Raw genomic sequence first — 25952 nt, 5'->3', positions numbered from 1 at the left:
GTGAAACTAATACAAACTTTAGCTTTCCTTTCCATTTTCTTATTATTTCAAAATAATGTATCAGGTACTTCCATCGCTTATGATGGCTTAGAATGCTTGAATGCGACAAATGCCAATGATATTACTCCTAACACCACCAGCTTAGTCCAAAGTAGATTTGAGGTCATCGAGAATTCAGGAGAAGGCATTTATCGCCTAACACTGACTGGAGGTATCCCACGCGTTATCGATACCAGTAATAACATATGCATTGATAGTGTCACAGCAATTGGATATTCAGGAATTCCGGCAATTGATGGCTTACCTCGGCGACTGGACTCCATTGACGCAACAGGTTATTTCAATGGACGAGATCTGCTGATTGTAATCAGTTCGATGGTGACTGACCTCAGCGCCAAAAATGTTCCTTTCTTACCTTTCAGCACCAGTCAAATATTCGCAATTACCCATACCTTAATTTTCGAGTTTGATCCTCAAGCACAGCTATTTAATCTTATAAAAATTATTCGCAATCAGGGCCTGACGCACACAAGCGAATCTACAAACCTGATATTTCCTTTTCTTGAGACGGTATTACCCTCATTCAATGACGCCGCTCGAGACAAACCCAAGATACTTACCCCTCCTGCCCCCATTCAGTATAGATTGGAATGAGGATCCATTTGCAGGGTCAAACCGCTTTTGATTTCTCTCGGCGGCAACATGATGCTGCATAGAAAAACCAACCCTTTTCACGTATAATCCTTCCTCCAATAGCCAGGCCATAAAGAACTTCTTGACTTGGTTCTTTTTTCACCTCTTGCCAGTATCCAAGGAGTTTGTTGTGTCACAGCGCCAGAATGCCATCCTCGCTCTCGCCGATGGAACGATTTTTCATGGCATTTCCATTGGTATTGATGGTCTCAGTACAGGAGAAGTAGCGTTTAATACGGCAATGACTGGCTATCAGGAAATTTTGACTGACCCATCATACTGCCGGCAAATCATCACCCTGACTTATCCGCATATCGGTAATACCGGTATCAATCCTGAAGATTTCGAATCCGGAAATATCAATAAAGTGCATGCGGCGGGCCTGGTAATCCGTGATCTTCCGTTAGTGGCAAGCAATCATCGCAAAACAGCAACACTATCAAAATTTCTTCAAGAGCAGAATGTTGTGGCAATCGCCGAGATCGACACTCGCAAGCTCACACGCATCTTGCGGGAAAGAGGTGCGCAGTCAGGATGCATCATGGCCGGAAATGTTAATGAAGATATCGCATTGCAAGCCGCCAGAGCATTCCCTGGTTTGGCTGGAATGGATCTCGCCCAGGTGGTGACTTGCCCGCAACCCTATACCTGGACAGAAGGAGAGTGGTCATTGGAATCGGGTTTCCAGATTTCTCCATCCCAATATCATGTCGCCGCTTATGATTTTGGTATCAAACGCACGATCTTGCGCAAGCTTGCTCAACGAGGATGCAAAGTAACCGTATTTCCTGCGCAGACACCTGCTAACAAAATTCTGGAAACTCAGCCCGACGGTGTATTTCTCTCCAATGGCCCCGGCGATCCCGAACCTTGCGATTACGCAATCTCTGCTACCCAAGCGATATTACAAAAAAATATTCCGCTGTTCGGTATTTGCTTAGGTCATCAATTATTAGGATTAGCCACGGGTGCGCGAACCATCAAAATGAAGTTTGGCCATCACGGTGCCAACCATCCTGTGCACGATCTCCGCAGTGGAAAAGTGATCATCACCAGCCAGAACCATGGTTTTGCCGTTGATGCTGACACTTTGCCGGCTAATGCACGCATCACGCATGTCTCTCTATTTGATGGCAGCTTGCAAGGGTTTGAATTGACCGATAAGCCTGCATTTTGTTTTCAGGGCCATCCGGAAGCCAGTCCCGGCCCGCATGAAGCCGGCTATTTATTCGATCACTTTATTAACCTGATGAAAATTCGCAAGAATCGAATTTAATCATGGCTTGACTGTCCATCACGCAATGTTTACTCATTCCTACTATGCCTAAACGTACCGACATCAAATCCATACTCATCATCGGTGCCGGACCCATTATCATTGGTCAGGCATGCGAATTTGATTATTCCGGTGTACAAGCCTGCAAAGCCTTGCGCGAAGAAGGATACCGCATCATTCTGGTCAATTCCAACCCGGCTACCATCATGACAGATCCGGAAATGGCCGATGCAACTTATATTGAGCCCATTACCTGGACGATGCTGGAAAAAATCATTGAGATCGAGAAGCCAGAAGCGCTTTTACCGACAATGGGCGGGCAAACCGCTCTCAATTGCGCTCTCGACCTGGTTAAGCATGGCGTACTGGAGAAATATGACGTCGAACTGATCGGCGCATCCCGCGAAGCCATCGATATAGCAGAAGATCGCGAGAAATTCAAACAAGCCATGACGCGCATCGGGCTTCATTCAGCACGCTCAGCAGTAGCTCATAGTATGGAGGAAGCGCTGCAAGTTCAAGCGATGGTAGGCTATCCCGTCATTATCCGTCCTTCTTTCACGATGGGTGGAAGCGGTGGCGGAATTGCCTACAATCGCGAAGAATTTCTGAATATCTGCGAACGTGGCTTGGAAACATCGCCGACGAAGGAATTGTTGATTGAAGAATCCGTCATTGGCTGGAAAGAATTCGAAATGGAAGTGGTACGCGACAAGAATGACAACTGCATTATCGTGTGCGCCATAGAAAACGTCGATCCGATGGGAGTGCATACCGGCGACTCCATTACGGTAGCACCTGCGCAAACCCTGACCGACAAGGAATATCAATTGATGCGGAATGCATCAATTGCGGTATTACGTGAAATCGGCGTTGAAACAGGTGGATCCAATGTTCAATTCGCGATTAATCCGGATGATGGTCGCATGCTGGTCATTGAAATGAATCCTCGTGTTTCACGTTCGTCTGCATTGGCTTCAAAAGCGACCGGTTTCCCCATTGCCAAGATTGCTGCCAAGCTTGCGGTTGGATATACACTCAATGAATTAGGTAATGACATCACCGGCGGCATCACCCCAGCATCATTTGAACCCACTATTGATTATGTCGTCACCAAAGTGCCTCGTTTTGCTTTCGAGAAATTCCCGCAAACCAATGACCGTCTCACGACCCAGATGAAATCAGTCGGCGAAGTCATGGCCATCGGACGCACTTTCCAGGAATCGTTGCAAAAAGCCTTGCGAGGACTGGAAACCGGTGTAGATGGTCTGGATGAAAAAACGGACAACCTCGAAACCATCCGAACCGAGCTGGCAAATCCTGGTCCAGAACGAATTTGGTATATTGCTGATGCTTTCAGATGCAAGCTATCGATTGAAGAAATTCACCAGCTCACTCATATCGATATCTGGTTCCTGACACAGATTGAAGATCTAGTCAGACAAGAGCAGGCATTGACGGCAACGACTCTTGAAGCACTGGACAAACTGGTGATGCGCAAACTTAAACGCAGCGGTTTTTCCGATCGGCGCTTGGCGAAACTCCTTCATACCGAACAGAAGACCATCCGCGATTTCCGCCATCAACACGACCTGCGCCCCGTCTATAAACGAGTAGATACCTGTGCGGCCGAATTTGCAACCAGTACGGCGTATTTGTATTCTACATATGAAGACGAGTGCGAGGCGCAACCGATCCATAAAAAGAAAATCATGGTTCTGGGCGGTGGCCCGAACCGTATCGGTCAGGGAATCGAATTTGACTATTGCTGCGTACATGCTGCGCTGGCGTTACGCGAAGATGGATTCGAGACCATCATGGTCAACTGCAATCCAGAGACGGTATCAACGGATTACGATACATCCGACCGCCTGTATTTTGAGCCATTGACGTTGGAAGATGTACTGGAAATCGTCGCTGTGGAAAAACCCTACGGCGTCATCGTACAGTATGGTGGACAAACTCCTCTCAAGCTTGCCCGTGATTTGGAAGCCAATGGCGTGCCGATTATCGGCACGAGCCCAGACATGATCGATTGTGCCGAAGATCGTGAACGTTTCCAGCAAATGCTGCATCAACTGGGTTTACGGCAACCGCCCAACCGCACAGCACGCAATCCGGAGGCGGCACTAGCCGCCGCCGAAGAAATCGGTTATCCCTTGGTAGTTCGTCCTAGCTACGTGCTGGGCGGGCGCGCAATGGAAATCGTTCATGAAAAAGCTGATCTGGAGCGCTATATGCGTGAAGCGGTGAAGGTTTCCAACGATTCACCGGTATTACTGGATCATTTTCTGACCAATGCCACAGAAGTGGATGTCGATGCCATCTATGATGGAGAAACTGTTCTAATCGGCGGCATCATGGAGCATATCGAACAGGCAGGCGTTCATTCAGGTGATTCCGCCTGCTCTTTACCCACTTTCAATCTGCCCTCTGAAATTCTGGATGAACTGCGTCGCCAAACTGCAGAGATGGCGCGCGCGCTCAATGTCATCGGTTTAATGAATGTGCAATTCGCCATCCAAGATAATGTCGTGTATGTCCTGGAAGTCAATCCGAGAGCCTCACGTACTGTTCCATTCATTTCCAAAGCCACCGGACTTCAACTGGCAAAAATTTCCGCACGTTGCATGACAGGAAGAACATTGATCGAACAGGGTGTTACAGAAGAAATCATTCCGTCATATTTTTCAGTCAAAGAAGCGGTTTTTCCATTCATAAAACTTTCCGGGGTGGATACGATACTCGGACCCGAAATGAAATCCACCGGCGAAGTAATGGGTATGGGCACCACGTTTGCTGAAGCATTCATCAAATCACAACTGGCAACGGATGTCCGATTACCGGCTTCCGGCAAAATTTTCATCAGCGTGCGTCAATCTGACAAACTTCACGCCATAGAGATAGCGCGTAATCTCGCAGAACTTGGATTTACCCTCTATGCAACGCGCGGCACCGCCGCGGCAATAACAGAAGCCGGTGTGAATGTCATCACCATCAATAAAGTTGCCGAAGGCCGCCCCCATATAGTGGATATGATTAAGAATGGTGAAATCAATCTGATCATCAATACCGTAAAGAATCAGCGCAGCGCCATACGAGATTCCTATTCGATTCGCCATGCCGCACTTCAAGCAAAAGTGACCTACTATACGACGTTAGCCGGCGCACGCGCAGCCTGCGTTGGTATCATCAACAGACGCGAGCTGCAAGCTTATAATTTGCAGAAATTACACTTGCAGCTCAAGGCATGAGAACGAAAAAGAATCAATTTCTTTTATGATAAAAATTAGGTGAAGAAGAAAGGTAAGGAATCACGATGAGTACTATTCCATTAACTGTCGCCGGTGCGGAAGCATTGCGCAAAGAGCTCCATGAGATGAAAACGATACACCGTCCTGCAGTGATTGCGGCTATTGCGGAAGCCCGCTCTCATGGTGATCTTTCAGAAAATGCCGAGTATGATGCCGCGAAGGAAAAACAAGGTTTTATCGAAGGACGGATTGCTGAACTTGAAAGCAAGCTTTCCAGCGCACAGATCATTAATCCTGCACTCATCAATGCCGATGGCGCTTGTGTCTTTGGCGCTACTGTTGAATTAGAAGATATGCAGAATGGGGAAACGGTCACTTATCAAATCGTGGGTGATGACGAAGCCGATATCAAAGAGGGCAAGATTTCTATCAGTTCCCCCATTTCGCGAGCTTTGATTGGCAAATACCCCGGTGATATTGCTGAAGTCCAGGCTCCGAGCGGAATTCGTGAGTATGAGATATTGGATGTCAAGTATGTCTGATTTCAGCACTAATTTTGAAAACTGCGTTTGGTGCGGAATGGTTCACGTTTCTTCCTCTTGACTGAATCTGAAGGCTTTTTAAGTATTTGTTCCAGATTGGGACGGAAAATCACCAATATTTTACCGATATGCTGCACAGCGGCTGCGTCTAAACGCTGGCAGATCTCTTCAAATAAGGCATTTCTAGCTATTCGATCATCGATTTGAACTTTAATTTTGATCAATTCATGGCTCGTCAGCCCACGATCAACTTCGTCAATCACATTCTCAGATAATCCCGTTTTCCCGATCATCACAATCGGATGGAGCGTATGCGCGCGAGCTTTCAGTTCGCGTCGCTGAGCAACGGATAGTGCTAACATAAATTTCCTTCAAACTAATTATTTTACTTGATGAAACCATCCAAAACCAGCAAAGCCTGGATGAAAGAACACGTCAATGATTTTTTCGTCAAGCAAGCTCAAAAAGATGGCTATCGGTCACGAGCTGCTTATAAGTTACTTGAAATCGATGAACGCGACCACATCCTAAAACCTGGCATGCTGGTGATTGATCTAGGGGCGGCCCCCGGTAGCTGGTCACAGGTTGCGCGGCAAAAATTGAAAAACACAGGCAAAGTGGTTGCACTGGATATTCTAGAAATGGCGCCTCTACCGGGCGTCGAATTTATCCAAGGTGATTTTAGAGAAGACGATCTCACGCTAGAAATACAAAAATATTTCAATAATCAGCAACCGGATCTTGTAATGTCTGACATGGCACCTAATATGAGTGGTATCGTGATAAGCGATCAAGCCAACAGCATGTATTTGGCCGAATTGGCACTCGCTTTCTCGACAGAGCATCTGAACTATGGAGGAAATTTTTTGGTCAAAATTTTCCAAGGACGGGATTTTGATCAATTTTTACGAACCATGCGCTTGAGTTTTAAACAGGTCGTCATACGAAAACCGAAAGCATCGCGGAATCGCAGCAATGAGTTATATTTATTAGGAATTGAAAAAAAATAATTGAAATCGCTAAGAATGCACGAATCTCCCTCAGTGGTGAAGGAAAAGGAAATAGTAAGATGATATGTAATAGCAATTTTATATCTTCTGTTATATTCTACCCGTTAAGGTTAGAATGACTAATCAATGATTTTAAGGTGCAAACCAAGGAGCTATCTTGAATAATTTAATTAAAAACATGGCCATATGGCTAGTAATTGCACTTGTGTTGATGACCGTATTTAATCAATTCAGCGTACGTCAACCGACGCAGGTTCCAATGGAATATTCTCAATTCATCACCGAATTGAATCAAGGCAGAATTGCGAAGGTTATCATCGAAGGGCGTACCCTCAAAGGTACGAAGTCTGACGGTCGTCGTTTCACGACTTATGCTCCCTCCGATCCATGGATGGTCAGTGATCTGCTCAAAGCAGGCGTAATTATCGAGGCCAAACCGGAAGAAGAACCCTCTATGCTGATGAGTATCTTCATTTCCTGGTTCCCAATGCTGCTGCTCATTGCCGTATGGATTTTTTTCATGCGCCAAATGCAGGGCGGCGGTCGCAACGGCGGCGCTTTTTCGTTTGGTAAAAGCAAGGCGCGTATGCTCGACAAATCGGCCAATACGGTCACATTCAATGACGTTGCCGGTTGTGAAGAAGCTAAGGAAGAAGTCGCAGAACTTGTGGAATTTTTACGTGATCCCACCAAATTCCAGAAACTCGGCGGCCGGATTCCTCGCGGCGTACTGATGGTCGGCAGCCCTGGAACCGGTAAGACATTACTGGCGCGCGCCATCGCGGGAGAAGCGCAAGTACCCTTCTTTAGTATTTCAGGCTCGGATTTTGTGGAAATGTTTGTCGGTGTGGGCGCATCCCGAGTACGGGATATGTTTGAGCAAGCCAAAAAACATGCACCCTGCATCATTTTTATTGACGAGATCGATGCGGTAGGTCGTCAACGCGGCGCTGGTCTGGGCGGGGGGAATGATGAGCGCGAACAAACTCTGAACCAATTACTGGTGGAGATGGATGGTTTTGAAGGCGCAATGGGCGTAATCGTGATCGCAGCTACCAACCGACCTGATGTATTGGATCCGGCATTGTTACGGCCCGGTCGTTTCGACCGCCAGGTTACCGTACCGCTGCCCGATATTCGTGGCCGTGAACAAATTCTTCATGTACACATGCGCAAAGTTCCATTGGCACCGGACGTCAAAGCTGAGATTCTGGCACGCGGCACGCCGGGTATGTCAGGTGCCGATCTGGCTAATTTGGTGAATGAAGCAGCGTTGTTTGCAGCTCGAAGCAATAAGCGGCTCGTGGACATGGATGATTTCGAACGGGCAAAAGATAAAATTTTCATGGGCGCGGAACGGCGTTCCGTTGTCATGCCGGAGCATGAACGTCGCAATACCGCCTATCATGAATCAGGACATGCGGTGGTTGCACAATTGCTGCCCAAAACCGATCCGGTGCATAAAGTCACTATCATTCCTCGTGGCCGAGCACTGGGAGTCACCATGCAATTACCTACAGAAGATCGGTTCAGCATGGAACGTGAAGAAATCCTGCAAAGAATTTCCGTCATGTTTGGGGGAAGGATTGCTGAGGAAGTGTTCATGAATCAAATGACGACTGGCGCTTCCAATGATTTTGAACGCGCTACTGAGCTGGCGAGACAGATGGTGACTCAATGGGGGATGTCGGATACGTTGGGTCCAATGGTGTATGGTGAAAATGAAGGAGAAGTTTTTTTGGGTCGTTCAGTGACTACTCATAAAAACGTCAGTGAGGCAACGATGCAGAAAGTCGATGCAGAAGTTCGTCGCATCGTTGATGAGCAATACACACTGGCGCGCAAACTCATCGAAGCCAATAAGGATAAAATCGAAGCCATGACACAGGCATTGTTGGAATGGGAAACGATTGACAGCGATCAGATCAACGACATTATGGAGGGTCGCCCTCCTCGTCCGCCCAAACCACCTCAATCCATGTCTTCACCCACAACAGGAGAACCTTCTACGACACGTGATGTGAAAGGTGAAACTGCTACCCCACAGGAAATAGTCAAAGAAGCTGACTAATTCTCAAATACCTCGATAAGGGATACGAGTTATACTCGTATCCCTTATTTATTGGGTATTTTCCTTCATTCCATGGCCTTAACCGACCAGAACCAATTGCTCCACCCCAATCGCCCGCTTATCATGGGCATCGTCAACATCACACCGGATTCATTCTCAGATGGCGGTCGCTATCTATCAACGCAGGATGCCATTCAACATGCCAGGAATCTCATTAATGAGGGAGCTGATATCTTGGACTTGGGTGGAGAATCCACACGTCCGGGAAGTTTGTCAGTCAGTATTGACGAAGAACTGCATCGTGTCATTCCCGTACTGGAAGCCTTGCGCGATACTCAGATTCCAATTTCGATTGACACTTCAAAACCGGAGGTCATGAAGGAAGCGATTGAAGCCGGCGCTTACATGATTAATGATGTCAATGCGTTGCAAAACCCCAGTGCTTTAGAAGTGATTTCAAAAAACTCCAGCATCAAAGTCTGCCTGATGCACATGCAAGGCACCCCGCAAAACATGCAGCAACAGCCCCGCTACACCCATGTAATCGATGAGGTGAGCAATTTCCTGCAGCGACGCGTTGCTGCAGCGGTTGAAGCAGGGATTTCAAAAGAGCGGCTCGTGATCGATCCGGGTTTTGGTTTTGGCAAAACGCTTCATCACAATCTTACCCTCCTGTCTCAACTCAACCAGTTGGAAATTATGGATATTCCGATATTAGTGGGTATTTCGCGTAAATCTATGCTGGGAGCCATCACTGGCAACAATGTGGAGAACCGACTGCATGAAAGTATTGCCGCAGCCTTGCTTGCAGTAGTTAAAGGTGCCAAAATTGTACGAGTGCATGATGTCAAAGCAACCAAAGATGCACTTGCAGTATATGCCGCACTGCAGAATAAAGACGCTTAAGGAAGCTCTAAGAAACTACTGTGCCCATATTCGGTCAGGCTATGTTGGAATCAAGCTCAAAATACACATTGTCAGCTTGCAAACTGCATTTTCCCGTTGATTCCACCTTGCCTACCGTCGCTACCGTTCTTTTTCAGAGCTTGAATGTTCCACGACACCACCGTATTCACTCTATAAATTTCTCAATAAGGTAATCAATTGACAAAAAAATACTTTGGAACTGATGGTATACGAGGACGGGTAGGCACCTATCCGATTACACCGGAATTTATCATGCATCTAGGATATGCTGCTGGTAAAGTCCTGTCGACGATGGATTGGCATTTAGCAGAAGGAAACCGACCGACCGTACTGATCGGCAAAGATACCCGGGTGTCGGGTTATATACTCGAATCCGCATTGGAGGCCGGCTTGAGTGCTGCAGGTATCGATGTCTTTCTGTCCGGCCCGATGCCCACACCTGCCATCGCTTATCTGATCCGCGCTTTGCGCCTACAGGCGGGCATCGTCATCTCGGCGTCACACAATCTATTCGAAGATAATGGTGTCAAATTCTTCTCGGCGGATGGACGTAAGCTACCCGATGAAGTGGAACTTCAAATTGAATCTCTCATCGATGTGCCCATTGAGACCATGCCCTCTGAAAAGCTAGGAAAGGTACAGCGCATTAGAGATGCGTCAGGGCGATACATCGAATTCTGCAAGAGCAGCTTTCCTTATCACCTTGATCTGCGTGGATTAAAGATCGTAGTCGATTGCGCCAATGGCGCCGCTTACAACATTGCTGGTCATGTGATGCACGAACTGGGAGCCGATGTCGTCACGATCGGAGTGCAACCGAATGGTCTGAACATTAACCTTGACTGCGGCGCTACGCATTGCGCAACATTGCAAAAAGCTGTTCTTCAACACCATGCGGATCTGGGTATCGCACTCGATGGTGACGGAGACCGCATCATGATGGTCGATAAACAAGGTAGATTATATGAAGGTGATCAGTTGCTTTACATTATCGCCAAGCATCGGAAGATGAAGAAGCTTCTCAAAGGCGGGGTAGTGGGTACGATCATGACTAATTTAGCCATAGAAAATCGTTTCAAGAAAATGAATATTCCGTTTCTTCGTGCGCAGGTAGGCGATCGCTACATCTTGGAAATGTTACAGGAAAAGAAATGGTATCTCGGCGGTGAAAATTCGGGTCACATCGTATGCAAAGATAAGCACACCACGGGGGACGGTATTATCTCCGCACTCCAGGTGTTATATGCATTACGTGACACACAAAAAACCCTGGCTCAATTTTTGCACGGAGTCTCGCTCTATCCACAGAGATTGATCAATGTAAAAATTCACAAATCCTTTGATTTTGCGAACAATGCAACCATCAAGTCGATCCGGGAAGCTGCTGAAACCGATCTGAATGGCAAAGGCCGGGTGCTCATCCGTCCATCGGGGACTGAACCGGTGATTCGGGTCATGGTCGAGGGAGAATCAAAGCAAAGAATCAATCATTGGGCAGAGCGCATTGCTCAAACGATACAAGCCGCATCAGACACTTAAACATATCTCTTATTCCGATGTTCATACTGAACGTACAGTTCATACATTAATACTGGGTTGTCATCATCTTGTAACAATCCTGAAATAATATTGCCGTAGCAATTCAAGAAACCCTGGAAATGTTTGTAAGCAAATGTTTAAGCATGGATCAGAGAAAGAAGCACAGTTTCTGCAGTACGCTAAATGGTCATTGTGAACCTGATTTCAACACCGTTGACCCAGCACAGTCGTTTCTCAGAGTTTCCGCGATGAAACATTGATTAATTGGACGAACGAGATAAAACGATACATATACGGAACGGAACAACCAAGATCTATCAATAAAAGAGGCGATGGATGGAGTGCCGCGCAACGAAGTGATTCGCTCGTGCAGTCAATAATAGCGTTTCTTAGCGATTGCCTTATCCGCATCATTCATTATTTGGAGTATACACATGCTAAATTCAATCACTTTGAAATCGATTGCCGGGATAGTTTTGCTCTGCACTACAATGGTTTCAAATGGCATCATGGCCAGCCCTATCGTCAAAATCGATGGCTCCAGCACAGTCTTCCCTATTACCGAGGCAGTTGCGGAAGATTTTCAAATTGCCAAGCGTGGAGCAATCCGCGTTACCGTCGGGATTTCCGGCACAGGCGGAGGCTTTAAGAAGTTCTGTCGCGATGAAATCGATATTGTCAACGCATCTCGTCCCATCACTCAGGCTGAAATGGATGCCTGCAAACAACAAGGCGTGCAGTACATTGAAATGCCAATCGCATTTGACGCGCTGACGGTGGTGATCAACCCGAAAAACACCTGGAGCAAAACCATCACAGTCGAGGAACTGAAGAAAGCCTGGGAACCCGATGCACAGGGTAAGATCACGCACTGGAATCAAATCAACCCGGCATGGCCTGACAAGAAAATTAAATTATATGGCCCAGGTGCAGATTCCGGAACTTTCGAATATTTCACCGAAGCAATCGTCGGTAAAGCCAAATCAAGTCGTGGCGACTTTACCGCTTCCGAAGATGACAACGTTCTGGTTCAGGGCGTCGCCAGTGACATTTATGCATTGGGTTTCTTTGGATTCGCCTATTTCATCGAGAATATCAAGAAGATCAATGCAGTGGCGATAGACAATGGCAATGGAGGTGTTCTGCCATCCGCGACTACGGTGGAAAACAATTCCTATAAACCACTGTCGCGCCCGATATTCATTTATGTCAATGCAAAATCGACCGGCAAGCCCGAGATTACCGAATTTGTTAATTTCTATATGAAAAATGCGCCTTCACTGGTAACGGAAGTCAAATATTTCCCGCTTTCCAAGGAAGTGTATGACTTGAATATCGAACATCTCAATAAGAAAAAAGTGGGCACCGTATTCAAGGGATCTGGCATCAACATAAAGTTGGAAGATATTCTTAGATTGGAATCCAGTTTGTAGATCGCGATCACTGAGCTGTTTTTTGTTTAACTTGCACCTCATCGATAAAAAGCAGCTCAATCAAGGAAACATCAGTGAATTCTCATGTCGTTTTCTAATTTAGAATTCAACAACATTTCCTTAATATTCTCGAGTCTCACAGTCAAATGGATTTCTTGCCCATTTTCTTGAATATCAGAAACAAACCTTGCCTGGTCGTTGGCGGGGGTGAAGTGGCTATCCGCAAGATTTATCTTCTACTTCAGGCTGGCGCACACGTTACCGTCATCTCGCCAAAATTGGATCCCTTACTCAACGATTTTGTCGCGAATGGCAAAATTCATTATCAGGCTACTCGTTTTCAACCCGAACACTTACAGAACATATCATTGGTTATTGCGGCGACAAATGATCAAGCCATTAACCGGCAGGTCTCCGAAGCTGCCCAGCAACACCAGATTCCCGTCAATGTGGTCGATGACCCGGAGCTATGCAGCTTTATCATGCCTTCTATCGTGGATCGGTCACCGCTACTGATCGCCATATCGAGCGGCGGCCAGTCTCCGGTCTTGGCACGGCTGTTGCGAGCTCAACTCGAAACCATGATACCTGTGGCTTATGCCCACTTGGCATCGATCGCGGGGAAATTTCGCCAACACGTCAAACAACATTTTTCACACCCGGAAAAAAGACGCATTTTCTGGGAAAAAACGCTTCAAGGCCCATTTACCGAACTGATATTGTCAGGTAAAGAAAAAGCTGCCCAAGTGTATCTGTTACAAACTTTGCAGCAAGAACGCGATGACCCACCCCAGGGTGAAGTGTATCTGGTCGGCGCAGGGCCGGGTAATCCGGATTTGCTCACATTCCGAGCAATGCGCCTCATGCAGCAAGCCGATGTCGTTGTGTATGATCGCCTAGTTTCACCTGCGATTTTGGAGATGGTACGCCGCGACGCCACTCGCATATATGCAGGCAAAGAACGCAATCATCACACGTTGCAGCAGGAATCGATCAATCAACTGCTGGTGCGATTAGCGCAAGAAGGCAAGCGAGTACTACGACTAAAAGGAGGTGATCCTTTTATCTTTGGTCGAGGCGGTGAAGAAATTGAAACCTTGGCGTTGCACCATATCCCATTCCAGGTTGTGCCCGGTATCACTGCTGCATCAGGGGTTTCCGCTTATGCAGGAATTCCGCTTACTCACCGGGATTATGCGCAGTCGTGTATTTTCGTCACCGGACATTTGAAGAACAATAGCATCGATCTCGATTGGGAGGTACTCACCCGCCCTCATCAGACCATCGTCATTTATATGGGATTATTAGGATTGCCGTTGTTATGCCAGCAACTCATCGCGCATGGCCTGCCTGATGTCACGCCTGCGGCGATTATCCAACAAGGCACGACCCAGAACCAGAAGATCGTTACAGGAACGCTGCAAACGTTACCTGCGCTCGCGCAAGCTGCGCATTTATCGGCTCCAACGTTGATCATCGTCGGAGAAGTCGTGAAACTGCACCACAATTTGGCTTGGTTTGAATCTACCGATGAATCTTCGCAACCAAACATCATCCCATTGAATCCTTCCAATCAATGAACCGTTCAGAATCCCGGTTACATGTATAGTCATCAGACCACGATGCAAGAGATTGAACAAAGAAATCAGTCCTGCGGAATCTGAAGAGTGCGAAATCACTTGGAAGCCATCAAAGGGTTGTCAACGCTTACCAAGAGCTTTGAACGGGCTTAAGAAGCCGCCTTTCACCTCGCACTCTTCATTAACAGAGAGCATTTGTTCGATACATTCAACGCCTGCAGAACCACCCCGCTGGCAAGCCAACAGGGCAGCAAAGCCTGCTTTTAAAGCAATTAACTAGTCAGCTTGTCTTCTCAGAAAAGCGGGAATATCCATTGGATCAACTCCTGACTGACGCATTGCTGCCACTGTTGCATTGCTTCTCCTGCCGGTGCGCATTACCGCTGGTTCTTCTGATGAATACATGGAGTCGCGGTCATCCGTTCCAGTGCGGCTGTGAATAACGGTCAACGGCGAATTCTGGCTTTGGCTGGCAATGGTGCCCAAGCCGGTTGCAACCAGTGTGACGCGGAGATCTTCAGTCATATTTTCATCAATCACAGTACCTACGATGATGGTTGCGTCTTCAGCCGTCAAGTTCTTGATGGCGCTCATGACTTCATGAACTTCGCGCATTTTCAGAGACGAACTTGCGGTGATATTGACCAGGATGCCGCGTGCGCCAGACAATGAGATGTCTTCCAGCAACGGGCTTGAAACGGCACGCTCTGCTGCTACACGCGCACGGTCGACACCTGCGGCAACGGCTGAACCCATCATCGCCATGCCCATTTCTGACATCACGGTTTTCACGTCAGCAAAATCAACATTTACCAGGCCAGGACAATTGATCACTTCAGCAATACCGGCCACAGCACCGTACAGCACATCATTGGCAGCCTTGAATGCATCCAGCATGGAAATGTCATTGCCCAGCACCATCATCAGCTTATCATTCGGAATGACAATCAACGAATCGACATGCTGTGAGAGGGCTTCCATTCCTGCTTTCGCCGCAACCAGGCGTCTTCCTTCAAATGCAAACGGTTTGCTGACCACAGCCACCGTCAGAATACCCATTTCCTTGGCCACTTGCGCGACGACCGGTGCTGCGCCAGTGCCAGTGCCACCGCCCATGCCTGCAGTAATGAACAGCATATCCGCGCCCTGAATCAATTCTGCGATACGATCACGATCTTCCAGTGCGGCTTCACGACCGATCTCGGGATTTGCACCGGCGCCCAACCCTTTAGTAACGCCTGTACCTAATTGTAATATCGTTGGCGCCTTATTTCCCTTCAATGCCTGCGCATCAGTATTCATACTGATAAATTCGACACCGTGCATGCCGTTTTGAATCATATGATCCACAGCATTGCTTCCGCAGCCACCGACACCAACCACTTTAATGACCGCTTCCTGAGTTTCGTTATTCATGATTTCGAACATAATGTCTCTCCTTTAGTACAATGAAAATAAAGCTACTAGACAACCCACAACTCCAAAACAACTCTCTGATAATTACTAAAAATTTCTCTGAAACCACCCTTTCATACGCGAAAGAATCTGTTTGGCAGAACCTCCCTGTAATTTTGAACCATGATGATGCTGCATCTGCTGAATTCCGGCCAGAATCAGGCCGATACCCGTCGAATATCGCGGTGTATGAATCACTTCCTTTAAATTGCCATGATAATTGGGCAATCCCAACCTCACCGGCATATGAAAAATTTCTTCGCCTAACTCCACCATGCCCTGCAATGAGGCGGAACCTCCGGTAATCACGATGCCGGACGACAGCAATTCTTCAAAACCGCTGCGGCGCAGTTCGGCTTGCACCATGCAGTACAATTCCTCCACCCGGGGTTCGATCACTTCCGCCAATGTTTGTCTCGACAACTGACGCGAGCCACGATTACCGACATCGGGAACCTCCACCATTTCTTTGGTATCGGCGAGACTCCGGAGCGCACAACCATAGCGGCATTTGATGTCCTCGGCGCTCTTGGTCGGGGTGCGCAACGCCATCGCAATATCATTGGTGATTTGGTCGCCCGCAATCGGAATCACCGCGGTGTGCCGAATCGCGCCATTGGTGAATACCGCGATATCGGTTGTTCCACCGCCTATATCGACTAAGCAAACACCCAGATCCTTTTCATCCTCCGACAATACCGCCATCGCCGATGCCAGCGGCTGCAATATCAGGTCGCGCACTTCGAGCCCGCATCGATGCACACATTTCATGATGTTTTGCGCTGCCGACACTGCCCCCGTGACGATGTGCACCTTGACTTCCAGTCGTATGCCACTCATGCCGACCGGTTCGCGCACATCTTCCTGGCCGTCGATGATGAATTCTTGATTTAGAATGTGCAGAATCTGCTGATCGGCAGGAATATTCACCGCTTTCGCGGCTTCCATCACCCGTTCCACATCCTTCTCAGTGACCTCTCTATCCTTGATGGGCACCATGCCGTCCGAATTGAAGCCTTTGATATGGCTGCCGGCAATTCCGGTATATACTTCATGAATCTTACAGTCCGCCATTAACTCGGCCTCTTCCAAAGCCCGTTGAATGGCATTCACGGTGGTTTCGATATTGGCTACCACGCCCTTTTTCAACCCTCGTGAAGGATGGCTGCCCAAGCCAATTACCTCAAAACCACCTTCGGGAATGATTTCCGCGACCACAGCAACGATCTTGGATGTGCCTATATCGAGGCCAACAATCAAGTTTCTGTTCTCTCTAGCTTTATTCATCGAATAATCTCTCCCTGGTTTCACGTTTCTCTTTTCGAACCGGATTTGCGGGGTGCATGCTGCATCACCCCGGGTGCCCGAATAGCAAAACCATTGGGATGGCGTAAATCAACATATGCCAATGGCCCCTCCTGATTAAACCGGGCAATGCTATGGTTATATACTGCGACATAGCGAGTCAGCCTCTCTTCGATCTCATCACGTCCTAATTCCAGCAGGGTTCCAGTATTCAACCGGATTCGCCATGCATAACGGGGAGTCAACGTTATGTCAGCGATTGATTGATGCAACGGTAGTAAAATTTGATTAAAACGCCGGTAATTCTGCGTGACTTCTTTAGCGCTGGCTTCTTTCGGTCCGGTAAAAACCGGTAATTCCCTGTTGACCGTGACCCGGAATACCTCACCATAAGTATTTACCAATGCATGACTACCCCAGTAGGCCAAGGCGTGATGTTCTTCGAGAACGACATCCAAACCGTCAGGCCATCGCCGGGTCACTCTGGCATCGCGCACCCAGGGCAATTTTACAAAAGCCTCACGCACTTCAGTTAAATTCACTGACAAAAAATTTCCCTTGATCTCACTTTTGGTAATGTGTCCGATCTGTTCCCGCGTCACATTCAGCAGCTCGTCATGCCCACTTCCTGCTTCCTTCACAGCATGAATATCGATTCTCTGCAGCGGAAAGAAAGGCGGCTTCGTCAGCCGGATACTAATCACATAAAGCGTGGCGATGACCACTGACGTGATCAATGACCTGGACAACAAAGTGAGCGCTTGATGATTATTCCACATGAGCCAAAGCCAATATGTTCATTACCAACTCGTTGAATGAGATGCCGACTGCCTTTGCTGCCATGGGAACCAGACTATGACTGGTCATTCCAGGAGACGTGTTGGCCTCGAGAAAATAGCATTGCCCGGCCGCGGTTAATATCAGATCCACTCTTCCCCAACCTTCGCAGCCTAACACCTGATAAGCTTGTAGCGCCTGCGCCTTGATTGCAGCTTCCAGCTCATCCGCCAGACCGCTGGGGCAGAAATAGCGCGTCTCATCGGATACATATTTAGCTTGATAATCATAAAGCTCACCTGCAATCTCTATCCTGACCACCGGCAAGGGCGTTTCTCCCAGGATGGCGACCGTCAGTTCTTTTCCGGCAATGAATTCTTCCGCCAGCACCAAAGCGTCATGTTGCGCTGCCAGCCGATACGCTTCCGCCAGATCCCGCTTATCATGCACTTTGCTCAAGCCGATGGTGGAGCCTTCGCGCGCCGGCTTGACAATCAGCGGTAGCCCCAATGTTTCCGCTATCTCGTCAAAGTTGCTATCCGCCTGCAACACAGCATAACGAGGTGAGCTGATGCCGACCGCTTGCCAGATCAATTTGGTGCGCCATTTATCCATTGCTAATGCGCTCGCCATGACACCGCTGCCGGTATAGGGCAGTCTCATCCATTCCAGGATGCCCTGTATGGTGCCATCCTCGCCAAACCGCCCATGCAATGCGATAAATGCCTTCTTGAAGCCTTGATGCTGCAAATCTTCCAATGCCCGTTCCGCCGGGTCGAATGGATGTGCATCAACTCCACTGCGCCGTAATGCTTCGAGCACAGCGTGTCCGCTCTGAAGAGAAACTTCGCGCTCCGCAGATCTGCCGCCCAGCAATACTGCCACTTTGCCAAAGTTATGCGTCGTCACTATGAAGCCTCCCGGCATCGCCGATCATTCGCACCTCAGGTATAAGTTCCACGCCCGTTTGTTGTTTTACCCTGTCTTGGATAAGCAGAATCAACGCTTCAATATTGGATGCACGCGCATTACCCATATTGACAATGAAATTGGCATGCTTGGGTGAAACCATGGCCCCTCCAATGCAGCGCCCCTTTAGATCACAGCTTTCAATCAAGCGGGCAGCGTAATCTCCGGGTGGGTTGCGAAATACCGAGCCGGCATTCGGCTGATCAAGCGGTTGACTTGCCATGCGCTGCGCCAGCAACTGCTTGATTCTTTCTCTTGATTCCGCTTGAACACCCTGCTGCAAGCGGAAATGACAGCCCGCAAACCATTCTGATCGAGATTCATCGTTTTCGGGATACCGCAATCGAACACTGCGGTATCCGGTCTCGTAATCAGACGCCAGGCGATCAAATATCACACCGCTGCGGTTGATGATTTCGACCCGTTCAACAATTTTCCAGGTTTCCACGCCAAAACAGCCCGCATTCATCGCCAGCGCGCCCCCTACCGTGCCGGGTATTCCGGCCAGGAATTCTGCCCCTGCCAGATCATGCTTGGCTGCAAATCGCGCAATCTTTGCGCACGCCACGCCCGCACCTGCATATATCAGCCGCTCACTCTGGTCGACCAACCACAGATCATTCAGTCGCGCATGCAAGGCGACCACGATGCCCGGGACACCGCCGTCTCGAACAAGCAGATTGCTGCCCAACCCTACCATATAGATAGGTTCAAGCTGTGTTTGCCTCAAAAATTGCGCCAAATCATCCTTATCCGCCGGAATATAGAAATACTCGGCATTTCCGCCGGCGCGCCAGGACGTGTGCTTGCTCATCGGTTCATGGGTTCGCAATTCCCCCCGAACGCTTGGCAAAGCTTCTCCCTCAATTCCGCGTTCGCTGCCTGGCATATCAAACCTCATGCTATCGAATGAACTCATCGTTTGCGCAAAGTGCTTAATATTCATGGCCATTCACTACACTGAGCATATTGTCCATATCAGCAATCGTTGCCACCACCTTGGCAATCGAACCCGCTCCCATGACCAACACAACGTCGCCATCTCGCACCACATTCAATACCGCATCGGCCACCTGTTCGACTTCTTCAACATAGATCGGCTCAATTTTTCCCTGCACACGAATTGCGCGCGCCAGCGACTTGCTATCTGCTGCCACGATGGGATCTTCGCCAGCGGAATACACCTCGGTCAACACCAGCACATCTGCCTGGGATAACACTTTGATGAAATCTTCAAATACATCCCGGGTGCGGGTATAGCGATGCGGTTGAAACGCCAGTACCAAGCGATGGCCTGGGAAAGCGCCACGCGCAGCTTTCATCGTTGCTTCCATTTCCACGGGATGATGGCCATAGTCATCAATCAGCGAAAAACTCGTTTGCGCGGAAGCCTTGATCTGGCCGTAATGTTGAAAGCGTCTCTCGACCCCTCTGAATTCAGATAAGGCTTTTATGATGGCAGCATCAGGAACTCCAATTTCATTGGCCACGGTAATGGCAGCCAGCGCATTCTGAATGTTATGCATACCGGGCAAATTCAATGTAATTCCCAATCGGCGCGCCGAACCATTGACGCCGATCATGGCAGTGAATGTCATCTGGCAGCCTTGATGCTGGATATCGATGGCCCTGACTTGCGCCTGCTCAGACAATCCATAGGTGGTAATGGGTTTGGAAATGGCCGGTATGACATCGCGGACGTTGGCATCGTCCAGACACAATACCGCCATGCCGTAGAATGGCAAATGCTGCACAAAATCGACAAATGTTTGTTTCAGGCGATTGAAGTCATAACCATACGTTTCCATATGGTCGGCATCAATATTAGTCACCACAGCCAACACCGGCTGCAAATATAAAAATGACGCATCGGATTCATCAGCCTCAACCACAATAAATTCACCACTTCCCAATTTTGCATGGCAACCGGCTGCCTCCAACTTTCCTCCGATCACGAATGTCGGATCCATTTCTGCCGCCGCAAGTATACTGGCTATCAAACTTGTTGTGGTGGTTTTTCCATGGGTTCCCGCAACCGCGATTCCTCGCCTCAATCGCAGCAATTCAGCCAGCATCATCGCGCGTGGAACAACAGGAATATTCTTATGTTTGGCGGCAATCACTTCCGGGTTGTCCAGCCTCACCGCAGTCGATATCACCACGGCATCCGCTCCGGCAATCTGCTGGCTCGCATGGCCGTGAAAAATCTTAATTCCCAGCTTCGTGAGCCGCTGAGTCACTGCATTTTCCATTAAATCGGAACCGCTGACCTGATAGCCAAGATTGACGAAAACCTCAGCAATTCCGCTCATTCCGGCTCCGCCAATCCCAACAAAGTGTATATGCTTGACTTTATGTTTCATGCCGTCGCCCCAGAAAGTTCAACACACGCTTCGGCCACGATCGCAGCCGCATCGGGTTTTGCCAAGCTGCGCGCCATCATGGCCATGTTCAGCAATTTGTCACGCGTCAGATGCATCAACAATTCGGTCAATTTTTGTGCAGTGAATTCCTGCTGCGGAACCAATATGGCCGCGCCTGCATTAGCGAGAAACTGCGCGTTGCTGGTTTGATGGTCATCCACTGCGTGGGGATAAGGCACAAGAATACTGGCAACGCCAGCGGCGCTCAATTCCGCAATCGTCAGAGCGCCCGCGCGACAAAGCACTAAATCGCAAGCCGCATAGCGTTCCGCCATATTTTCGATGAACGCCAGCACTTCACCTTGCACACGCAGATCGGCATATCGCTGCCGTGCGGTCTCTAAATGCAGCGCACCCACTTGATGAACGATGACTGGACGATGCTGCTCAGCCATCAGGACGAGAGCTTCCGGCACCACGGTATTCAATATCTGCGCGCCCAGACTACCCCCAATCACTAGTATGCTGAGCCTCCCTTCCCGGCCGGGAAAGCGTTGCTGCGGCGGAGCAATCTGCGCAATCTCGGCACGCACCGGATTCCCTGAAAACACCGTTCTCTTCGGATCTGCATGAATGGCATTGGGAAAACCCAGCATGATTTTATCCGCCAGCTTTGCAAGTAGCCGGTTCGTTAATCCAGGCAATGAGTTCTGCTCATGAATAATCAATGGCTTGTTCAATAAGGAAGCCATTATTCCGCCTGGAAAAGCAGGATATCCTCCCATTCCCAGCACGACATCCGGACTGACGCGTCGAATAATGGTCAGGCTTTGCATGAATGCTCTGATCAAGCGCAGCGGTAGCCATAGCCAGGCCATCAGTCGTTTACCCCGCAGGCCGGAAAAGTTGATGGCTTCCACTTCATAGCCATAGCGCGGCACCAGCTTCATTTCCATGCCGTGTTCGGTTCCCAGCCACACGATATGCCAGCCGGCGCGCTGCAAATGATCAGCCACCGCCAATCCCGGGAATACATGTCCGCCTGTTCCGCCTGCCATGATCAGTATCGTGCGCGACTTCATACCGTCAATCCTCGCAAGCGCTGCCGGTTTTCCCAATCGATGCGCAATAGCACTGCCAGCGCAACGCAATTGGCGGTAATGCTGCTGCCTCCAAAACTCAGCAATGGCAGCGTCAATCCCTTGGTCGGCAAGACACCCATGTTGACGCCCATGTTGATCAGCGCCTGGATGCCAATCCAGATTCCGATGCCTTGTGCCACCAACGCAGCAAATGAAGCTCCAAGCTTTGCAGCCAAGCGGCCGATGATGAAGGCGCGCATGATCAACCATACGAATAATCCGATGACCGCTGCGACCCCGACGAAGCCCAGTTCTTCCGCCAGTACCGACAAAATGAAGTCTGTATGCGCTTCGGGAAGATAGAATAATTTCTCGACACTGCCGCCCAACCCTACGCCGAACCATTCACCGCGTCCAAATGCGATCAGCGCATGACTCAATTGATAACCTTTTCCATAAGGGTCTTCCCAGGGATTCATGAAGGCAATCACCCGATCTACCCGATAGGGGGAAGTCAGAATCAGCGTATACAAACCGGCTGCAAGAATCACGATCAATCCGATGAATATTTTCAAACTGACACCGCCCAGAAACAGGATGGACATGGCCAGCGTGGTCACGACAAAGAATGCTCCAAAGTCGGGTTCCAGCAATAACAGAAACCCTACCAGCGCCATCACAACAGTAATGGGCAAGAAGCCTTTCAGCAGGCAACCCAGATCGGCAGACTTGCGGATGACATAATCCGCAGTGTACAAAATCATTACGAATTTCATGAATTCGGAAGGCTGGAAATTCACGACATACAAAGAAATCCAGCGCTGACTGCCATTGACCTCATGGCCAATGCCTGGCACCAGCACGAGAACCAGCATCAAGGCGCTAACGATGAACAAGTAACTGACGAATTTCTGCCATACTTGCATAGGCACCTGAAATGCGATGAATCCCAACAGCAACCCCACCAGCAGATAAATACCATGCCGCGACAAATAATGCATGGCGCGATCAGCGCCGAACTGAGCCTCGGCAATCGCTATCGACGCAGAATAAATCATCACCAAGCCAATGCTGAGCAACAACAGTACTGACCAGACCAGCGCCTGATCAAAATTGGTTATTAGTCGCGGTTTAGGATTATTGGCTTGATAGATCATCACTCAATGCTTTTTATGCCCAAAATTAAAAAATCGATTTTCGATATCCTTCACTGCAGCAACAAACACTTCTGCGCGATGTATATAATTCCTGAACATATCGAAGCTGGCACATGCCGGAGACAACAGCACCACATCTCCGCCCTGCGCCAATAAAAAACTTTTTTGCATGGCTTCTTCCATCGTAGTGGCGAAATGCAGTGGCACGCCGCAATCCTTCAATTCCTCAGCAATAATGCCAGCGTCCCGCCCGATCAGTACCACAGCTCGCGTGTTTTCAGCCACTGCCGGCCGCAGATGCGAAAAATCCTGCCCTTTACCGTCGCCGCCGGCAATCAGAATGACGTTCTGCTTCATGCCATTGAGTGCGGCCACGGTCGCACCTACATTGGTGCTCTTGGAATCATCATAGAACGTGACACCATTGAATGCCGCCACTTTTTCCATTCGATGCGGCAATCCGCGGAATTCCCGCAACGCCGCCAGCAGCGGCTCCGCAGAAATCCCCAGCGCCCGGCACATCGCCAACGCCGCCAAGCCATTGGCGGCATTATGCAAACCATTCACGATCAACTCGGTGGTCTTCATCAACTGCAGATCTCCCTCAACCAGCCACAAGTCTTCACCATCGTTCACAATGCCGAAATCGGTTTGTGTACGCGGCTCATCGATACCGAACGTGATCTTCTGCCTGCCTGTCAGCGCCATTGATCGCACCATCGCATCATCGCGATTGAGCACTTGTATTCCGTTATTGTGCTCATGCAGGAATATCCTGGCTTTTGCAGAGGTATAGTCCTGCATGCCGGTATACCGATCCAAATGATCTTCGCTGACGTTGAGAACCGTAGCCACATCCGCATTCAGATGCGGGGTGGTTTCCAATTGAAAGCTGGACACTTCGAGAACCCAGGCGTTGGGCCAGCTACCGGCATCGAGCCGATGCATCAGCGCATTCAACACGGCAGGGCCGATATTGCCCGCCACTTCGACATCCCAACCTGCGCTTTTAAGCATTGCGCCAACCATCGCAGTGACGGTGGTCTTGCCATTTGAACCGGTGATCGCCAATACTTTTGGTTTGGGCAAATCACTTTGCTGCAGTGCCCAGACAAAAAGAGCCATATCCCCCACCAGCGGAATACCGCGCTGAATGGCTTGCTGGACAGCGGGTTCGGCAACGGGAACGCCGGGACTGATCGCGATCAGATCCACACTTCCAAAAATCTCAGGTATAAAATTGCCGCGATGGATCTGCGCCTGCGGAAACGTTTCGCTGATTTCCTTCCAGCCCGGCGGCTCCTTGCGGCTATCCGCCACCCGTACCTGCGCACCTTGGCGTGACAGCCATTTCACCATGGAAAGACCGGTTTCACCCATGCCCAGCACCAGTATTGTTTTTCCTCGTAGATTCATCGTAGTTTCAATGTTGATAGTCCCAGTAGCACCAGAATCAGTGTAATGATCCAGAATCTCACCACGACTTGATTTTCCTTCCAGCCCTTCAATTCATAATGATGATGCAGCGGTGCCATGCGAAAAATACGCTTGCCGCGTAATTTGAACGAAGCCACTTGCAACATCACGGACAGCGTTTCGACTACAAAAACGCCACCCATGATCATGAGCACAATTTCCTGCCGCACGATCACGGTCACAACACCGAGCGCCGCTCCCAATGCGAGCGCGCCAACGTCCCCCATGAACACTTCCGCCGGGTAGGCGTTGAACCATAAAAAAGCCAGTCCCGCCCCGGCCAGTGCTCCACAAAATACCGCCAATTCACCGGTATTCGGGATATAGGGAATTCCCAGATACTTCGCAAACACCACATGTCCGGTCACATACGCAAAAACAGCCAAGGCACTGCTGATCATGACAGTCGGCATGATGGCCAGGCCGTCCAATCCGTCCGTCAAATTGACGGCATTACTGGTGCCTACGATGACAAAGTAGGTCAGTATGATGAATCCCGTGACTCCCAGCGGAATGGCGACTTCCTTGAAGAAAGGCACGATCATATTGGTTTGTGCCGGAATTTCGGCAGTCGATACCAAATAACCTGCGACTACCAGCGCAATCACTGATTGCCAGAAGAATTTTGCGCGCGCCGACAACCCTTTCGGATTGCGATAGACCACTTTGCGGTAATCATCGATCCAGCCAATCACCCCAAAACCAACCGTCGTCAGCAACACCACCCAAATGTAGCGATTGTTCAAATCAGCCCACAATAACGTCGTCAGTACGATGGACATCAATATCAAAGCACCTCCCATGGTTGGGGTGCCAGTTTTGACGAGATGCGACTGAGGGCCGTCATCACGCACCGACTGGCCGATCTTGTAGGCGGTCAATTTCCGAATCATCATCGGACCAATAATGAACGAGATGATCAGAGCCGTAATCACTGCAAGCATCGAGCGCAGCGTGATGTAGCTGAACACGTTAAAGGCACGAATATCCTGCGCCAACCATTGAGATAACGCTAACAGCATGAGAATTCCTGTCCATGTAAT

Annotated in this window: 21 protein-coding genes; 10 read left to right on the top strand and 11 right to left on the bottom strand. The window is 49.1% G+C overall.

Annotated features, from left to right (window positions below; all coding sequences use genetic code 11):
- The 4 genes from ABF87_RS01435 to greA all read left to right on the top strand — a co-directional run bounded on the left by ABF87_RS01435 (position 1) and on the right by greA (position 5765).
- Positions 1-654, top strand: coding sequence for a hypothetical protein (locus ABF87_RS01435; RefSeq protein ID WP_160827330.1), 654 nt, complete (start codon positions 1-3; stop codon positions 652-654).
- A 169-nt stretch (positions 655-823) separates the two neighbouring features.
- Positions 824-1969 (top strand): glutamine-hydrolyzing carbamoyl-phosphate synthase small subunit, encoded by a 1146-nt coding sequence (gene carA / locus ABF87_RS01430; RefSeq protein ID WP_160827329.1) that lies wholly within the window; start codon positions 824-826, stop codon positions 1967-1969.
- Between the two features lie 44 nt (positions 1970-2013).
- Positions 2014-5223 carry a carbamoyl-phosphate synthase large subunit gene (gene carB / locus ABF87_RS01425; protein ID WP_160827328.1) on the top strand — a complete coding sequence of 1070 codons (3210 nt, stop codon included), beginning with the start codon at positions 2014-2016 and terminating at the stop codon, positions 5221-5223.
- A gap of 65 nt (positions 5224-5288) precedes the next feature.
- Positions 5289-5765 carry a transcription elongation factor GreA gene (gene greA / locus ABF87_RS01420; RefSeq protein WP_160827327.1) on the top strand — a complete coding sequence of 159 codons (477 nt, stop codon included), beginning with the start codon at positions 5289-5291 and terminating at the stop codon, positions 5763-5765.
- Positions 5766-5773: 8 nt separating this feature from the next.
- Here greA and yhbY read toward each other — a convergent pair whose 3' ends face one another.
- A complete protein-coding gene (gene yhbY, locus ABF87_RS01415) occupies positions 5774-6127 on the bottom strand; it encodes a ribosome assembly RNA-binding protein YhbY (protein WP_160827326.1) in 354 nt (117 codons plus the stop codon).
- 30 nt (positions 6128-6157) lie between these two features.
- Here yhbY and ABF87_RS01410 point away from each other — a divergent pair, with 30 nt between their 5' ends.
- The 6 genes from ABF87_RS01410 (at position 6158) to cysG (ending at position 14325) form a co-directional block, all read left to right on the top strand.
- Positions 6158-6775 carry an RlmE family RNA methyltransferase gene (locus ABF87_RS01410; RefSeq protein ID WP_160827325.1) on the top strand — a complete coding sequence of 206 codons (618 nt, stop codon included), beginning with the start codon at positions 6158-6160 and terminating at the stop codon, positions 6773-6775.
- 157 nt (positions 6776-6932) lie between these two features.
- Positions 6933-8846, top strand: coding sequence for an ATP-dependent zinc metalloprotease FtsH (gene ftsH, locus ABF87_RS01405; RefSeq protein ID WP_160827324.1), 1914 nt, complete (start codon positions 6933-6935; stop codon positions 8844-8846).
- Positions 8847-8918: 72 nt separating this feature from the next.
- Positions 8919-9752 (top strand): dihydropteroate synthase, encoded by an 834-nt coding sequence (gene folP / locus ABF87_RS01400; RefSeq protein WP_160827323.1) that lies wholly within the window; start codon positions 8919-8921, stop codon positions 9750-9752.
- Between the two features lie 198 nt (positions 9753-9950).
- Entirely contained in the window at positions 9951-11312 is a 1362-nt protein-coding gene (gene glmM, locus ABF87_RS01395) for a phosphoglucosamine mutase (protein WP_160827322.1), read from the top strand.
- Positions 11313-11803: 491 nt separating this feature from the next.
- Entirely contained in the window at positions 11804-12745 is a 942-nt protein-coding gene (locus tag ABF87_RS01390) for a PstS family phosphate ABC transporter substrate-binding protein (protein WP_240143467.1), read from the top strand.
- Positions 12746-12891: 146 nt separating this feature from the next.
- A complete protein-coding gene (gene cysG / locus ABF87_RS01385; RefSeq protein WP_160827320.1) occupies positions 12892-14325 on the top strand; it encodes a siroheme synthase CysG in 1434 nt (477 codons plus the stop codon).
- A 276-nt stretch (positions 14326-14601) separates the two neighbouring features.
- On the opposite strand, the gene ftsZ is transcribed toward cysG, so the two are convergent.
- The 10 genes from ftsZ to mraY all read right to left on the bottom strand — a co-directional run bounded on the left by ftsZ (position 14602) and on the right by mraY (position 25931).
- On the bottom strand, positions 14602-15753 hold the full coding sequence (ftsZ, locus tag ABF87_RS01380) for a cell division protein FtsZ (protein ID WP_160827319.1): 1152 nt from the start codon (positions 15751-15753) through the stop codon (positions 14602-14604).
- 75 nt (positions 15754-15828) lie between these two features.
- Positions 15829-17067 carry a cell division protein FtsA gene (gene ftsA / locus ABF87_RS01375; protein WP_160827318.1) on the bottom strand — a complete coding sequence of 413 codons (1239 nt, stop codon included), beginning with the start codon at positions 17065-17067 and terminating at the stop codon, positions 15829-15831.
- Positions 17068-17087: 20 nt separating this feature from the next.
- Positions 17088-17864 (bottom strand): cell division protein FtsQ/DivIB, encoded by a 777-nt coding sequence (locus tag ABF87_RS01370; protein ID WP_160827317.1) that lies wholly within the window; start codon positions 17862-17864, stop codon positions 17088-17090.
- The gene (locus tag ABF87_RS01365) at positions 17854-18771 is read right to left on the bottom strand and encodes a D-alanine--D-alanine ligase (protein WP_160827316.1); all 918 of its coding nucleotides are present in this window, start codon (positions 18769-18771) and stop codon (positions 17854-17856) included. Before ABF87_RS01365 ends, ABF87_RS01370 begins: the two co-directional genes overlap by 11 nt.
- Positions 18758-19732 (bottom strand): UDP-N-acetylmuramate dehydrogenase, encoded by a 975-nt coding sequence (gene murB / locus ABF87_RS01360; RefSeq protein ID WP_160827383.1) that lies wholly within the window; start codon positions 19730-19732, stop codon positions 18758-18760. The genes ABF87_RS01365 and murB overlap by 14 nt, the downstream gene beginning before the upstream one ends.
- Positions 19733-19766: 34 nt before the next feature.
- A complete protein-coding gene (murC, locus tag ABF87_RS01355; protein WP_160827315.1) occupies positions 19767-21194 on the bottom strand; it encodes a UDP-N-acetylmuramate--L-alanine ligase in 1428 nt (475 codons plus the stop codon).
- Positions 21191-22276, bottom strand: a complete 1086-nt coding sequence (gene murG, locus ABF87_RS01350; RefSeq protein ID WP_160827314.1) for an undecaprenyldiphospho-muramoylpentapeptide beta-N-acetylglucosaminyltransferase — start codon at positions 22274-22276, stop codon at positions 21191-21193. Before murG ends, murC begins: the two co-directional genes overlap by 4 nt.
- A complete protein-coding gene (ftsW, locus tag ABF87_RS01345) occupies positions 22273-23433 on the bottom strand; it encodes a putative lipid II flippase FtsW (RefSeq protein WP_160827382.1) in 1161 nt (386 codons plus the stop codon). Before ftsW ends, murG begins: the two co-directional genes overlap by 4 nt.
- Before the next feature lie 3 nt (positions 23434-23436).
- Positions 23437-24849 (bottom strand): UDP-N-acetylmuramoyl-L-alanine--D-glutamate ligase, encoded by a 1413-nt coding sequence (murD, locus tag ABF87_RS01340; protein ID WP_160827313.1) that lies wholly within the window; start codon positions 24847-24849, stop codon positions 23437-23439.
- Positions 24846-25931, bottom strand: a complete 1086-nt coding sequence (mraY, locus tag ABF87_RS01335) for a phospho-N-acetylmuramoyl-pentapeptide-transferase (protein ID WP_160827312.1) — start codon at positions 25929-25931, stop codon at positions 24846-24848. Before mraY ends, murD begins: the two co-directional genes overlap by 4 nt.
- Between the last annotated feature and the right edge of the window lie 21 nt (positions 25932-25952).

This window comes from Nitrosomonas sp. JL21 (assembly GCF_009833095.1).
GTDB lineage: Bacteria > Pseudomonadota > Gammaproteobacteria > Burkholderiales > Nitrosomonadaceae > Nitrosomonas.
This window is presented reverse-complemented; position numbering and strand designations above follow the sequence as displayed.

Coding starts and splice junctions, on each gene's coding strand:
- carB (WP_160827328.1), top strand. CDS start 2,014: ATGCCTAAACGTACCGACATCAAATCCATACTCATCATCGGTGCCGGA.
- greA (WP_160827327.1), top strand. CDS start 5,289: ATGAGTACTATTCCATTAACTGTCGCCGGTGCGGAAGCATTGCGCAAA.
- yhbY (WP_160827326.1), bottom strand. CDS start 6,127: ATGTTAGCACTATCCGTTGCTCAGCGACGCGAACTGAAAGCTCGCGCG.
- ABF87_RS01410 (WP_160827325.1), top strand. CDS start 6,158: ATGAAACCATCCAAAACCAGCAAAGCCTGGATGAAAGAACACGTCAAT.
- folP (WP_160827323.1), top strand. CDS start 8,919: ATGGCCTTAACCGACCAGAACCAATTGCTCCACCCCAATCGCCCGCTT.
- ABF87_RS01390 (WP_240143467.1), top strand. CDS start 11,804: ATGGTTTCAAATGGCATCATGGCCAGCCCTATCGTCAAAATCGATGGC.
- cysG (WP_160827320.1), top strand. CDS start 12,892: ATGGATTTCTTGCCCATTTTCTTGAATATCAGAAACAAACCTTGCCTG.
- ftsZ (WP_160827319.1), bottom strand. CDS start 15,753: ATGTTCGAAATCATGAATAACGAAACTCAGGAAGCGGTCATTAAAGTG.
- ftsA (WP_160827318.1), bottom strand. CDS start 17,067: ATGAATAAAGCTAGAGAGAACAGAAACTTGATTGTTGGCCTCGATATA.
- ABF87_RS01370 (WP_160827317.1), bottom strand. CDS start 17,864: ATGTGGAATAATCATCAAGCGCTCACTTTGTTGTCCAGGTCATTGATC.
- murB (WP_160827383.1), bottom strand. CDS start 19,732: ATGAGGTTTGATATGCCAGGCAGCGAACGCGGAATTGAGGGAGAAGCT.
- murC (WP_160827315.1), bottom strand. CDS start 21,194: ATGAAACATAAAGTCAAGCATATACACTTTGTTGGGATTGGCGGAGCC.
- murG (WP_160827314.1), bottom strand. CDS start 22,276: ATGAAGTCGCGCACGATACTGATCATGGCAGGCGGAACAGGCGGACAT.
- ftsW (WP_160827382.1), bottom strand. CDS start 23,433: ATGATCTATCAAGCCAATAATCCTAAACCGCGACTAATAACCAATTTT.
- murD (WP_160827313.1), bottom strand. CDS start 24,849: ATGAATCTACGAGGAAAAACAATACTGGTGCTGGGCATGGGTGAAACC.
- mraY (WP_160827312.1), bottom strand. CDS start 25,931: ATGCTGTTAGCGTTATCTCAATGGTTGGCGCAGGATATTCGTGCCTTT.